Annotated in this window: 9 protein-coding genes and 1 tRNA gene; 9 read left to right on the forward strand and 1 reads right to left on the reverse strand. The window is 65.7% G+C overall.

The annotated features are described in order from the left end of the window. Positions 1-30 precede the first annotated feature (30 nt). From XI08_RS31830 to XI08_RS31850, 5 genes are all read left to right on the forward strand, one after another. On the forward strand, positions 31-3180 hold the full coding sequence (locus XI08_RS31830) for an efflux RND transporter permease subunit (RefSeq protein WP_271577407.1): 3150 nt from the start codon (positions 31-33) through the stop codon (positions 3178-3180). Next, positions 3180-6287, forward strand: a complete 3108-nt coding sequence (locus XI08_RS31835) for an efflux RND transporter permease subunit (protein ID WP_027542734.1) — start codon at positions 3180-3182, stop codon at positions 6285-6287. The genes XI08_RS31830 and XI08_RS31835 overlap by 1 nt, the downstream gene beginning before the upstream one ends. 37 nt (positions 6288-6324) lie before the next feature. Further along, the gene (locus XI08_RS31840) at positions 6325-7059 is read left to right on the forward strand and encodes a tRNA-uridine aminocarboxypropyltransferase (protein ID WP_271577408.1); all 735 of its coding nucleotides are present in this window, start codon (positions 6325-6327) and stop codon (positions 7057-7059) included. Between the two features lie 95 nt (positions 7060-7154). Next, positions 7155-7228 (forward strand) — tRNA-Cys (locus tag XI08_RS31845). A gap of 198 nt (positions 7229-7426) precedes the next feature. Continuing rightward, a complete protein-coding gene (locus XI08_RS31850; protein WP_165448159.1) occupies positions 7427-7573 on the forward strand; it encodes a hypothetical protein in 147 nt (48 codons plus the stop codon). An 81-nt stretch (positions 7574-7654) separates the two neighbouring features. Here XI08_RS31850 and XI08_RS31855 read toward each other — a convergent pair whose 3' ends face one another. After that, complete coding sequence (locus XI08_RS31855) at positions 7655-7849, reverse strand: hypothetical protein (protein WP_271577409.1); 195 nt, start codon at positions 7847-7849, stop codon at positions 7655-7657. Between the two features lie 258 nt (positions 7850-8107). On the opposite strand from XI08_RS31855, the gene XI08_RS31860 reads away from it, so the two are divergent. The 4 genes from XI08_RS31860 to XI08_RS31875 all read left to right on the forward strand — a co-directional run bounded on the left by XI08_RS31860 (position 8108) and on the right by XI08_RS31875 (position 12729). Continuing rightward, positions 8108-8371 carry a hypothetical protein gene (locus XI08_RS31860; RefSeq protein WP_027542737.1) on the forward strand — a complete coding sequence of 88 codons (264 nt, stop codon included), beginning with the start codon at positions 8108-8110 and terminating at the stop codon, positions 8369-8371. Between the two features lie 420 nt (positions 8372-8791). Next, complete coding sequence (locus tag XI08_RS31865; protein WP_271577410.1) at positions 8792-9709, forward strand: ABC transporter substrate-binding protein; 918 nt, start codon at positions 8792-8794, stop codon at positions 9707-9709. Positions 9710-9821: 112 nt separating this feature from the next. Beyond that, complete coding sequence (locus tag XI08_RS31870; protein ID WP_271577411.1) at positions 9822-11444, forward strand: amino acid ABC transporter permease/ATP-binding protein; 1623 nt, start codon at positions 9822-9824, stop codon at positions 11442-11444. A 43-nt stretch (positions 11445-11487) separates the two neighbouring features. Beyond that, positions 11488-12729 (forward strand): acetamidase/formamidase family protein, encoded by a 1242-nt coding sequence (locus XI08_RS31875; protein ID WP_271577412.1) that lies wholly within the window; start codon positions 11488-11490, stop codon positions 12727-12729. Positions 12730-12945: the final 216 nt, after the last annotated feature.

Raw genomic sequence — 12945 nt, forward strand, 5'->3', positions numbered from 1 at the left:
CAACAGCCGCCTGAGCGGCAGGCGCATCCCATGGGAGTCTCCGAACCCTTCATCCGCCGTCCCATCGCGACCTCGCTGCTCGGCATCGCGCTCCTGATCGGCGGGCTGCTGGGCTATTTCTCGCTCCCGGTCTCGGCGCTGCCGCAGGTCGACTTCCCGACCGTGCAGGTGACGACGCAGCTGCCGGGCGCCAGCCCCGACGTGATCGCCTCGCTGATCACGGCGCCGCTGGAGCGGCAGCTCGGCCAGATCCCGTCGCTGTCGGCGATGAACTCGACGAGCTCGTTCGGCGTCAGCCAGATCTCGCTCCAGTTCGACCTCAACCGCGACATCGACGGCGCGACCCAGGACGTGCAGGCCGCGATCAATGCGGCCGCCGGCGTGCTGCCCAAGACGCTGCCTTATCCGCCGACCTACGCCAAGGTGAACCCGGCGGATGCGCCTGTCATGACGCTGGCGCTGCGTTCCGACACGATCTCGCTGCGGGCGATGAGCGACATCGCCGATACGCTTCTGGCGCAACGTTTGAGCCAGATCTCGGGCGTCGGGCGCGTCTCCGTGCTCGGCGGGTTGAAACCGGCGGTGCGCATCCAGGCGGATCTGGCGCGGCTCGCGGCCTATGGCATCGCCATGGAAGACCTGCGCACTGCGATCGCCAATGCCAACGTCTCCGGGCCGAAAGGCTCGCTCGATGGCGCGCAGCAATCCTACATCATCGCGGCCAACGACCAGATCGCCGCCGCCGACGCCTACAAGCCTGTCATCATCGCCTACCGCAACGGCTCGCCGGTCACGATCGCCGACGTCGCGCAGATCGTCGATGGCCTGGAGAACGACCGCACCGGCGGCTGGTACCAGGGCACGCCGGCCGTCATCATCGACATCCAGCGCCAACCCGGCGCCAATGTCATCGACGTCGTCAGCCAGATTCGCGCCGAAATCCCGAAGGTCCAGCGCGCCATTCCGGCCGGCGTGAACCTCACCATCGTCTCCGACCGCACCGTCACCATCCGCGCCTCGGTCCGCGACGTGCAGTTCACCCTGATCCTCAGTGTCGTGCTGGTGACGCTGGTGGTGCTGTTGTTCCTGCGCTCGCTCAGGGCCACGCTGATCGCGGGCGTCGCGCTGCCGCTGTCGCTGATCACGAGCTTCGGCATCATGTATTTTGCCGGCTTCAGTCTCGACAATCTGTCGCTCATGGCGCTGACGATCGGTACCGGTTTCGTGGTCGACGACGCCATCGTGATGATCGAGAACATCGTCCGCCATATGGAGAGCGGCGACGGCCCGATGGAAGCCTCGCTGAAGGGCGCCAGCGAAATCGGCTTCACGGTGATCTCACTGACGGTATCGCTGATCGCGGTGTTCATCCCGCTCTTGTTCATGTCGGGCCTCGTCGGGCGCATGTTCCGCGAATTCGCGCTGACGCTGACGATCGCGGTCGTGACCTCGGCGGTGGTCTCGCTGACGCTGACGCCGATGATGTGCTCGCGCCTGCTGAGGCACGCTCATGAGGAGCTGGCGGTGCCGGGCCTCGCTGCCATCAGCCGCTTCATTGACCGCACCGTCGAGTTCTATCACCGCACGCTGCTCTGGGTTCTGGAGCGCCAGCGCGCCACGCTGGTCGTGACCTTCGCCACGCTGATCGCAACCCTTGTTCTCTACGTCGTGGCGCCAAAAGGCTTCCTGCCGCTTCAGGACACCGCCTCGATCACGGCGGTGACGGAGGCCGGACCCGACGTCTCGTTCGCGGAGATGCAGAAGCGGCAGGCCGAGGCGGCCGACGCCATCAAGGCCGATCCTGACGTGGTCGGCGTCGTCTCGGTGATCGGCGCCGGCTCGGTCAATCCGACCACCAATGTCGGCCGTCTCGTCATGACCTTGAAGCCACGCGGCGAGCGGCGCGACGACGTCAGCGTGGTCGTGACCCGGCTGAAGGAGAGGGTGTCGGGCGTCCCCGGCATGACCGTCTATTTCCAGCCGGTGCAGGACGTGCAGATATCGACCCAGTCGAGCCGCTCGCAATACCAGTACACGCTGACCGGCACCGATGCGGCGCTGGTGTCGGAATGGGCGCGCAAGCTGGTTGCGGAAATGCGGCGCGATCCCTTGTTCCGCGACGTTTCCTCGGAGGCGCAGGAAGGCGGCCTGCGGGCGCAGCTCGATGTGGATCGAACGCGGGCGGGTCAGCTCGGCGTGAGCCTGCAGGGAATCACCGACACGCTGAACGATGCCTTTGCGCAGCGGCAGATCTCGACCATCTACGGCCAGGCCAACCAGTACCGCGTCGTGCTGGAGGCGCTGCCGATGTACCAGCGCGATCCCTCGATCCTGTCGAAGCTCTATCTGCCGGGCGCCGCGAGCGCCATCGCTGGCGCGCCCAACGCCCAGGTGCCGCTGTCGGCGGTGGCAACGCTGAAGCGCACCACCGCGCCGCTTGCGATCTCGCACCAGGCTCAATTCCCGGCGATCTCGCTCAGCTTCAACCTCGCGCCGGGCGCGGCCCTCGGCGAAGCCGTCCAGGCGGTGAAGACGATCGAGACCCGGATCGAAATGCCCAACAGCATCGTCGGGGTCTATGCGGGTGATGCCGCCGAATTCGCCAAGGCGCTCGCCGGCCAGCCCTGGCTGCTGCTCGCCGCCGTCATCACGATCTACATCGTGCTCGGCGTTCTCTACGAGAGCTACATCCATCCGATCACCATCCTGTCCACGCTGCCCTCGGCCGGCGTCGGCGCGATCCTGGCACTGGTCCTGTTCGGACAGGATCTCTCGGTCATCGGCCTGATCGGCATCATCCTGTTGATGGGCATCGTCAAGAAGAACGCGATCATGATGATCGACTTCGCGCTCGAGGCCGAGCGCAGGCAGGGGATGTCGCCGAACGAGGCGATCGTGCAGGCCTGCCTGCTGCGCTTCCGCCCGATCATGATGACGACGCTGGCGGCGCTATTCGGCGCGCTGCCGCTGGCGATCGAGAGCGGCACCGGCGCCGAGCTGCGCTTTCCGCTCGGCATCTCCATCATCGGCGGTCTGCTGCTGAGCCAGCTGCTGACGCTCTACACCACGCCCGTGATCTACCTGGCGCTCGACCGCATCAACCGCCGCCTCGAGCAGGCGCTGCCGCCGGCCGAACCCGGCGGACCGCCGGTCGCGGGCGCGACCGAGGGGATGCAGTGATGGCATCGATCTCGGAGCCCTTCATCCGCCGCCCGGTCGCGACCACGCTGCTGTCGATCGGGTTGTTCCTGCTGGGTGTCGTCGCCTACGAGTTCCTGCCCGTCGCCTCGGTCCCGAACGTCGACTTCCCCGCCATCTTCGTCTCGGCGAGCCGGCCCGGCGCCGACCCTTCCGTGATGGCGGCGACTGTGGCCTCGCCGCTGGAGCGGCGGTTAGGTGAGATATCAGGCATCAACCAGATCACCTCGACGTCGTCGCTCGGCGTCTCCAACATCCAGCTCCAGTTCGACATCGGCCGCAATATCGACAAAGCCGCGCGCGACGTGCAGGCGGCGATCAACGCCTCGCTGGTGGACCTGCCGAGCGACCTGCCGACGCTGCCAAAATTCCGGAAGGCGAACACGGCCGGCGCGCCCGTCTTCGTGCTGGCGCTGACCTCGAAGACATTGTCCGCCAGTGCGATCTACGACGTCGCCGATACGGTGCTGGCGCAGCGCATCTCGCAGGTGCCCGGCGTCGGCGACGTGACGGTCAGCGGCGCCGACCAGCCGGCCGTGCGGGTGCAGCTCAATCCCGTTGCGCTGTCGAACGCCGGCATCGCCACCGACGACGTACGGACCGCAATCGTCAACGCCAATCCGCTTGGTCCCGTCGGCATCTTCAACGGCGAGCGCCAGAGCGAGACGCTGTCGCTGAACAAGCAGATGCGCACGGCGAAAGAGTTCCGCGACATCGTCATCAAGAGCTCCAACGGCAATTTCGTCCGGCTCTCCGACGTCGCCGACATCGAGGACTCGGTCCGCAACGCGCGCTCGATCGCCTGGTTCAACAAGCAGCCGGCGGTGCTGATCCAGATCACCAAGCAGGGCGATGCCAACGTCATCGACACCGTCGACCGCGTGAAAGCGCTGATCCCCGAGCTGAAGCAATGGATCCCGGCCGGCGTGGACATTTCCACCCTGGTCGATCGCACCAGCACGATCCGCGCCAGCGTCCTGGACATGCAGTGGACGCTGCTGGCAACCGCCATCCTCGTGATGGTCGTCGTGTTCGTGTTCCTGCGGCGGCTCACGCCGACGATCGCGGCCGGCATTTCGGTGCCACTGGCGCTGGCCGGCACCTGCGCCGGGATGTGGGTCGCGGGCTTCTCGATCGACAATCTGTCGCTGATGGCGCTCGCCATCTCCGTCGGCTTCGTGGTCGACGACGCCATCGTCATGATCGAGAACATGTTCCGCAATCTTGAACACGGCATGCGGCCGTTCCAGGCGGCGCTGGAGGGGGCGAAGCAGATCGGCTTCACCGTCGTGTCGATCAGCCTGTCGTTGATCGCCGCCTTCACACCGCTGATCTTCATGGACGGCATCGTCGGCCGCCTGCTGCGCGAATTCTCCCTGACGCTCACCTTCGCGATCCTGGTCTCGACGCTGGTCTCGCTGACGGTGACGCCGATGATCTGCGCCCATTACATCCGGCAGACCACCTCCGGCACCGCGACCCTGTTCGATCGCCTGATCGAGGGCTCGCTGTCGCGCATCGTCGCCTTCTACACCCGCACCCTGCGCACCGTGCTGGAATATCCGCTGCTGACGTTGCTGGTGTTCTTCGCCACCATCGGTCTCACCGTGACGCTCTACATCAAGGTGCCGAAGGGCTATTTCCCAACCGACGATTCCGGATTCGTCATCGGCGCGACGCGGGCCTCGGCCGACATCTCGTTCCAGTCGATGCTCGGCCTCCAGCAGCGGCTCGCCGACATCGTGATGCAGGATCCCGCCGTGGCCGGCATCGGCTCGACCGTCGGCAGCGGAGGCGGGGGCCCGGGGGCGGCGACCTCGAACCGCGGCACCATGTTCATCAGCCTGAAGCCGCCGGAGGAGCGCGACCACGTCTCGACACAGGTCGTGATCGACCGTCTCAGGCGCGCGCTGTTCCCGGTGCCCGGCATCCGCCTCTTCATGTTCGCCGCCCAGGACGTGCGCGCCGGCGGACGGCAGAGCGATTCCGACTACCAGTACACGCTCTCCTCGACCGATCTCGACCTGTTGCAGAAATGGGCGCCGATCGTCGCCAAGCGCATGGAGAGCGTCGAAGGCATCACGGACATTTCCAGCGATCGCGATCCCGGCGGGCTTCAGCTCACGCTCAGCATCGACCGCCAGAAGGCCTCGGCGCTCGGCGTCAGGGTTCAGGACATCGACAACGCGCTGAACAACGCGTTCTCGCAGCGGCAGATCTCGATCATCTACACCCAGCGCAACCAGTACATGACCGTGCTGGAGATCGATCCGAAATTCCAGGTCGATCCCTCCAACCTCGAGCGCATCTATGTCGCCGGCGCGGGCGACGTGCAGGTGCCGCTGTCGGCCGTGGTGCGCGCGACGCGCGGTCTTGCCGCGCTCGCGGTCTATCATTCGCAGTCGTTCCCTTCGACCACAGTGTCGTTCAACCTGTTGCCCGACGTGCCGCTCCAGGCCGCGACGCAGAACATCCAGCGCGCGGTGGAGGAGCTGCACATGCCGGAAGGCATCCGCGGCAGCTTTGACGGCAATGCCGGCGATTTCGCGAGGACCAGCGGCCGCCAGCCGTTGCTGATCCTCGGCGCGCTGGTGGCGATGTATATCGTGCTCGGCGTGCTCTATGAGAGCCTCGCCCATCCGCTCACGATCATCTCGACGCTGCCCTCGGCCGGCCTCGGCGCGCTGCTGGCCTTGCAGATCACCAATACGCCGCTGACGGTGATCGCCTTCGTCGGCATCATCCTCTTGATCGGAATCGTCAAGAAGAACGGCATCATGATGGTGGACTTCGCGCTCGACGCCGAGCGCCAGCGCGGACTGTCCTCGGCGGAGGCGATCTTCGAGGCCTGCCAGGCGCGGTTCCGCCCCATCCTGATGACGACGATGGCGGCGCTGTTCGCCGGCATTCCGCTGGTCGTCGCGACCGGGCCCGGCACCGAGCTCCGCCGTCCGCTCGGCATCACCATCATCGGCGGGCTGTTCGTCTCGCAGATCCTGACGCTCTACACCACGCCCGTGATCTACCTGCTGATCGACCGCCTGCGGCGCCGATCCGCGCCGCGTCCGCTGGCCACACCGGCGGAATAGGTTGTTGAACCGCGGTGCAAAGCGTATAGCGGCGGCCATGTCGAACCTCACTGCCGCCGCGCCGGCCGACCCTATCCCCGAATGCCCGCACTGTCAGAAGCCGATGCCGCTGTGCATCTGCGACAGTGTCACGCCCGTTGAGAATCGCCTTGGCCTCCTGATCCTCCAGCACCCGCAGGAGCAGGACAGGGCGCTCGGCACCGCGCGGTTGACCGCGAAACACTTCCCCAAGGCCGTGGTGCGCGTCGGCCTGTCCTGGCCGAGCCTGTCCAAGGCGCTGGGGCAGCCGGTCGAGAATGCCGCGCGCTGGGCGGTGCTCTATCTCGGCTCGGCCCGCGCCGCCGATCTCGAGGCCGAGGGCGAGATCGTGGCGCTGACCCGCAAGGGCGAGATCGCGGAGAACCAGCGCGCGATCCTCGGCAAGCTCGGAGGAATCGTGCTGCTCGACGGCACCTGGAGCCAGGCCAAGGCGCTGTGGTGGCGCAATCCCTGGATGCTGAAATGCCAGCGCGTGATCCTCAACCCGTCGCGCCCCTCGCGCTACGGGCGGCTGCGCAAGGAGCCGCGCAAGGATGGGCTGTCGACCATCGAGGCGGCCGCGACAATGCTTTCCGGTCTCGAACGGCGCCCCGACATCGCCGAGACGCTGCATGCGAGCTTCGAGCGGATGCTGACGCGCTATCGCGAGGTGCAGGCGGAGATGCCTGAACTGGCGCCCAAGCCGGTGGTCAAGGACCGCCGGCGCGGTGTCCGGCGAGGCAAGCGAGCCTGACTTCGGTCCACATCGGAAGAGAGGCCGCCGCCGCCAAAGTCAGACGAAGGCGGTTGCCTAAGCCATTGATCCCCTATATTGGTCCGCCCTTACGGGGCCACGTGGCGGAGTGGTTACGCAACGGTCTGCAAAACCGTGTACACCAGTTCAATTCTGGTCGTGGCCTCCATCACAAGTTTCTGATTTTTCAGCAAAAATCAAATTCAGCGCCGGTTCCGCCGATGCCGCTCGCCGCCGGCTGCCGGGGTGAGGCGGGACGCCACCACCGGGTTTGCCCGGGGCTTGGCGGGAACCAGCGATTCAGGCCCGATGGCATAGACTTCGCATCTGCGAAGTGATGCATCAGGAACTGAAAGCTGGAGAGCACGTGAGCGACGTCGTTCGATTTGTCCCGAAATCCGAGCTGGAGCGGGCTCGTCTCATCCGCGAGGCGCGCGCGATCTATGACAGCATCTTTCCGCCGGCCGCACCCGACCGGGTGCCGCAGGACGGCGAGGAGCGCGTCAAGAATTGATCGTGGCCGCGCCGGGTCCCGGCGCGTGGCGATGCCGAACCGCCCAGCAGGCGGGCGCATCCGTTCACGTTGAAGCTGGCCTCAGCAGGCCGCGTACCATCCGTCCGGAAACGGCAGGATGGGCCAGGCGCCCTCATTGTCATTGGCGGCTTTGGGCGTTGCGTCGAAGCTCCACGAGCGGGGCACGAATTCCTCCTCCGGCGCGGGCGCAACATCGTCATGGACGATGGCGTCGCGGACGGCATCCAGCAGCAAGTTGAATTCGGCTTCGCTCATCGCACCCTCCGAAACGCGGATGGCGCAATGTCGCAAAGCCGGTTTGTTTCCCGATTGACCCGATCGCTCGCATTTTAACGATCCGGCGATCGGGTCCCGTATGGTTAGCGATTCCTGAAAAATCCCCGCGGGAACTTAGGCATCCCGGGCCGGCCGCCAGTGTGAATGAGATCACATTCTCGACGGTTTATTTCTCCTACCCCTTCGCACACCGGCCAACGCGGGCCGGGGCGGGCAGGGCAGACAGGAGACTTCGTCATGAAGGCAAGGTTCTTGCGGCTTGCGGGTGTGAGGAGCCGGGCGCGCCGCGCCTCGACGGTCGGGCTGTTCCTGACGCTGTTTGCTTCCGCGGCTCACGCGCAGCAGGGAACGCCCGAGCAGCGCCGGGCCTGCACCCCCGACGTCTACCGGCTCTGCGCCGGCGAAATCCCCAATGTCCGCGCCATCACGGCCTGCCTGCGCCGTAACCGCTCAAGCTTGAGCGAGGCTTGCCGCACCCAGTTCGATCAGGCCGGTGGCTGACATACCAGGTCTGTGAGTTTGTGCGCAGCAAGTGGCTCGTGCGGGCTCGCGAATCCGGCATAGTCACCCTGTGGATATGCTGCGGATAGGCTGTGGAGGACGACGATCTGCTTCGGGCCTCGCACGTAGATACGTCCGGAACGCGTCATATCTCTGTCAAATGACCCAACCGAATGATTCCCTGATCGTGCCGACCACGGCCTAATACGAAATCATTTGGTTCTCCCGAATTCGGAATCGCGTATCGCCGCGCCCAAAGCCCTGCGAACAGTTTTTGTGCAGCGGCATGCCCAAATCGCGGGCCCCCACCGTCCAATTTTTTGTACGCCCGCGGACAAGCTTTCCCCGGCGCACTCCACCTAGGCTCGCTCCCGAGATCTGGAACATGGCCAGTGCCATGACAATTCGAAGGAGCTGGAGATGGAGAGACGGGTATTGCCCCAGGCGCGGGGATCAGCGCACGCATCAACGCCATGGCGCAAGGTCGCGCTCGGCGCCATCTTCGCTTTTGGCCTCGTCGTCGCGACCCCGCTGAGCGCGCAGGCCGCAGCGCCCGCCGCCTGTGCCGCGCTCCAGGAGAAATATCCGGACTGGAAGGGCAAGACGCTCGTCAACGCCATCAACCCGCACACGCCGGGCTATGAGACGATCGACCCGAAGGATCCCAGCAAATATATCGGTTTCGACATCGATCTTGGCGAGGCCATCGGCGAATGCCTCGGCTTCAAGCTGACCTACAAGCCGGTGACGTTCGCGGCACTCCTCACCACGCTCGCCGCAGGACAAGCCGACATCGTCATCTCCGACATCTACGCCACGAAGGAGCGCGCCAAGGCCGCCGACTTCATCACCTATTCGAAGGTGTTCGACGGCGTGCTGGTCGCCAAGGGCAATCCGAAGGGCATCAACGGCATCAACATGTCGATGTGCGGCGCGGCTGCCGCCGAAAACACCGGTTATGTCGAGGTGCCCCTGATCCAGGCCCTGATGCCGGAGTGCAAGAAGGCCGGCAAGCCCGAGCCGACCGTCCAGCTCTACGACAACAACGCCAACTGCATCCAGGCCATCCTCGCCGGCCGCGCCGACACCTATGTCAACGACGTCAACACCGTCGACAGCGCGGTGAAGGCCTATCCGGACAAGCTGGAGAAGGCGATCGCGGTGACGATCCCGTATTCGGTCGGCATCGCCGTTCCCAAGGACAAGCCGAAATTCCGCGACGCCGTGCTCGCCGCGCTGATCGAGGTGCAGAAGGCCGGCACGCACATGGAGCTTCTGAAGAAGCATGGGCTCGACGTGAACAACTTCAAGGAGCCGGACATCCTGACGGCCGACTAGAGCAGCGGGCAGCCGCTGCCCGACTTCACCTCTCCCCGGCGGGGAGGGGTGAAGCGCGCGCCTGAATGTCCTTCTTCAACAAAAATCGCCCCGCTCTGATGACGGTCGACTGATGTCGCTGTTCTTCCATTACCTGAGCATGCCGTATCTGCTCGAGGGCATCGAGCTCACCCTCGAAGTGACCGCCCTCGGGCTCGGCGGCGGATTGATCCTCGGATTGATCCTCGCCGGCATGCAGCTCTCCCGCTTCTGGCTGCTGGCGGCGATCGCCAGGGCCTATACCGTGATCTTCCGCGGCACGCCGCTGATCCTGCAGATGGTGTTCGCCTACGACGCGCTGCCGCATATCGGCATCAAGCTGCCGGCGGTGCTGGCGGCCGGCCTCGCGCTCGCCTGCAACGAGGCGCCATTCATCGCCGAGATGCTGCGGGCCGGCGTGCTCGGCGTCGATCGCGGCCAGGTGACCGCGGGCCAGGCGCTCGGCATGACGCCGCGGATCCTGATGTGGCGGGTGATCGCGCCGCAGGCGATCCGCACCATGATCCCGGCCTTCGGCAACGAGGCCGTCAGCGCGCTGAAGAATTCCTCGCTGGCCTCCGTCGTCGCGGTCCAGGAGCTGACCTTGCGCTCGACCCAGCTGGCGTCCTCGACCTTCGACTTCTTCTCGATCTTCTTTGCCTCGGGTCTTCTGTATCTCGTGCTGACCTTTGCCATCAGTGCCATCCAGCTATTCGTCGAATGGCTGCTCGATCTCGATCGGGCCAAGGGGCGCCAGCGCAAGCTTGCCGATTACCTGCCGTGGCGCCGCGTCGATCTCGGCACCAAGCTCGAACTTGCCGCGATCGCCGTTGATGATCCGGAGCCCGCACCGGCAGAGCTGACCGCCACGCCGCCGCTGGCGCTGACCCGCGAGGAGCGCACCCGCCGCGCCGCGACCATCGCGCGCAACAACATCGCGGTCGAGGCCAGGGACCTCACCAAGAGCTATGGCGCCCAAAAGGTGCTCGATGGTCTGGACCTGACGGTCCGTGTCGGCGAGGTGGTGGCGCTGCTCGGGCCCAGCGGCTCCGGCAAGAGCACACTGCTCCGCTGCGTCAATCATCTCGAAAACTGGGACGCCGGCACCGTGCGCGTCGGCGGCCGACGCCTCGGCTTCGGCGAGAACGGCAAGCCGCTGTCGCCCCGCGACCTCGCCAACGAACGGGCCAGCGTTGGCGTCGGCATGGTGTTCCAGCAGTTCAACTTGTTCGCGCACCTCTCGGCCAGGGAGAACATCGCCGGCCCCTTGCGCTGGGTCCACGGCATGACCCGGATCGATGCCGAGCGCCGCGCCACCGAGCTGCTCGACCGGGTCGGGCTGTCGCATCGCGCCGATGCGCTGCCGCGGCATCTGTCCGGCGGCCAGCAGCAGCGCGTCGCCATCGCCCGCGCGCTTGCACCGAACCCGAGCGTGCTGCTGCTGGACGAGCCGACCTCCGCGCTCGATCCCGAGCTCGTCAGCGAGGTGCTGGAGGTGATCCGGCGGCTCGCCATCGACGACGGCCTCACCATGATCATCTCGACGCACCAGATCCGCTTCGCCGATGAAGTCGCCGACCGCGTCGCCTTCCTGAGCGGCGGCACGATCATCGAGGAGGGACCGGCGCACGAGGTTCTCACCAATCCCCGCAATCCGCTGACCGCGCGTTTCCTCAGCGTGATGGAAGCCGACAAGATTCCGGAGGCGGTGCGATGAGCGCCGTCGCCACAAGGTTCAAGACCCCCGAAGAGGCCACCTCATGAAGCATTTCACGCTGCCGGTTTCGCCGAGAACCGTCCACTGGGGCTATTTCTCCAAGAAGGTCGCTCCGGCCCTGACGCTGCGCTCCGGCGATCGCGCCACCATCGAGACGCTGACCCATCATGCCAACGACGATTACGAGCGCATGATCGCGGGCGATCCCGGCGCCGAGAGCGTGTTCCAGTGGACGCGCGAGCACAAGGCTGTCGCGCGCCGCGGCTCGGGTCCGGTCGAAGGTCCCTTCATCCGCGGCGCAGGCGAGGGGATCGGCGTGCATCTCCTCACCGGGCCGGTCGCGATCGAGGGTGCCGAGCCCGGCGACATCCTGGAGGTTCGCATCCTCGACGTCCGGCCGCGGCCGAGCTGTAGCGCCTGCCATGCCGGCCGCTGCTTCGGCTCCAATGTCGCGGCGAACTGGGGCTTTCACTATCACGACCTGATCGAGGAGCCGAAGCCGCGCGAGGTCGTCACCATCTTCGAGCTCGACACGTCGGGCGAGCCCTACGCCAAGGCGGTCTACAACTACGTCTGGACGCCGCAGACCGACCCCGACGGCATCGTGCATCCGACCATCGACTATCCCGGCGTCCGCGTCGATCACGCCACCATCAAGAAGCGCGAGAACATTCTCGCAAGCGTGAAGGTGCCCGCACGATTGCATTTCGGCACTATGGGCCTTGCGCCATCGGAAGCCGATTTCGTCAGCTCGATCCCGCCGAGCTACACCGGCGGCAACATCGACGACTGGCGCATCGGCAAGGGCGCGCGGATGTTCTATCCGGTTGCGGTTCCCGGCGCCTATTTCTCGGTCGGCGATCCCCATGCCGCGCAGGGCGACAGCGAGCTCGGCGGCACCGCGATCGAGACATCGCTGACCGGCGATTTCGAATTCATCCTGCACAAGAAGGCCGACCTCGCCGGCACCAATCTGGAAGGCCTCGACCATCCCATGCTCGAGACCGATCAGGCCTGGTCGTTCTACGGCTTCACCTATCCGAACTATCTCGCCGCGCTCGGCGCCGATGCACAAACCGAGATTGCCAATCACAGCAGTCTCGACCGCGCGATGCGCGATGCCTTCCGCAAGCTGCGCCGGTTCCTGATGACCGTGCATCGCCTCAGTGAGGACGAGGCGATCTCGCTGATGTCGGTCGGCGCCGATTTCGGCGTCACCCAGGTGGTCGACGCCAATTGGGGCGTGCACGGCACGATCCGCAAGAACATCTTCCGGTGCGACTAGATCTCTCCGTCTTGTCATTCCGGGGCGACGCAAAGCGTCGAACCCGGAATCCATTTCACCACCGTCTTCTGCGCCCGATGGATTCCGGGTTCGCGCTTGCGCGCGCCCCGGAATGACGAGCGTCAATACGAGCTCATCATGCTCTAACACGTTGAAGGTTAGCCTATTTTCGGAATGAGAGGATGACCGACAAACCTCATCTGCGGCCCGTCGCGG

Origin of the sequence: Bradyrhizobium sp. CCBAU 11361, from assembly GCF_028128935.1 — a bacterium.
GTDB lineage: Bacteria > Pseudomonadota > Alphaproteobacteria > Rhizobiales > Xanthobacteraceae > Bradyrhizobium > Bradyrhizobium niftali.

Bases quoted from the DNA above. Each gene is read 5' to 3' on its own strand.
- XI08_RS31840 (WP_271577408.1), top strand. From the start codon at position 6,325: ATGTCGAACCTCACTGCCGCCGCGCCGGCCGACCCTATCCCCGAATGC.
- XI08_RS31830 (WP_271577407.1), top strand. From the start codon at position 31: ATGGGAGTCTCCGAACCCTTCATCCGCCGTCCCATCGCGACCTCGCTG.
- XI08_RS31870 (WP_271577411.1), top strand. From the start codon at position 9,822: ATGTCGCTGTTCTTCCATTACCTGAGCATGCCGTATCTGCTCGAGGGC.
- XI08_RS31865 (WP_271577410.1), top strand. From the start codon at position 8,792: ATGGAGAGACGGGTATTGCCCCAGGCGCGGGGATCAGCGCACGCATCA.
- XI08_RS31855 (WP_271577409.1), bottom strand. From the start codon at position 7,849: ATGAGCGAAGCCGAATTCAACTTGCTGCTGGATGCCGTCCGCGACGCC.
- XI08_RS31835 (WP_027542734.1), top strand. From the start codon at position 3,180: ATGGCATCGATCTCGGAGCCCTTCATCCGCCGCCCGGTCGCGACCACG.
- XI08_RS31875 (WP_271577412.1), top strand. From the start codon at position 11,488: ATGAAGCATTTCACGCTGCCGGTTTCGCCGAGAACCGTCCACTGGGGC.
- XI08_RS31860 (WP_027542737.1), top strand. From the start codon at position 8,108: ATGAAGGCAAGGTTCTTGCGGCTTGCGGGTGTGAGGAGCCGGGCGCGC.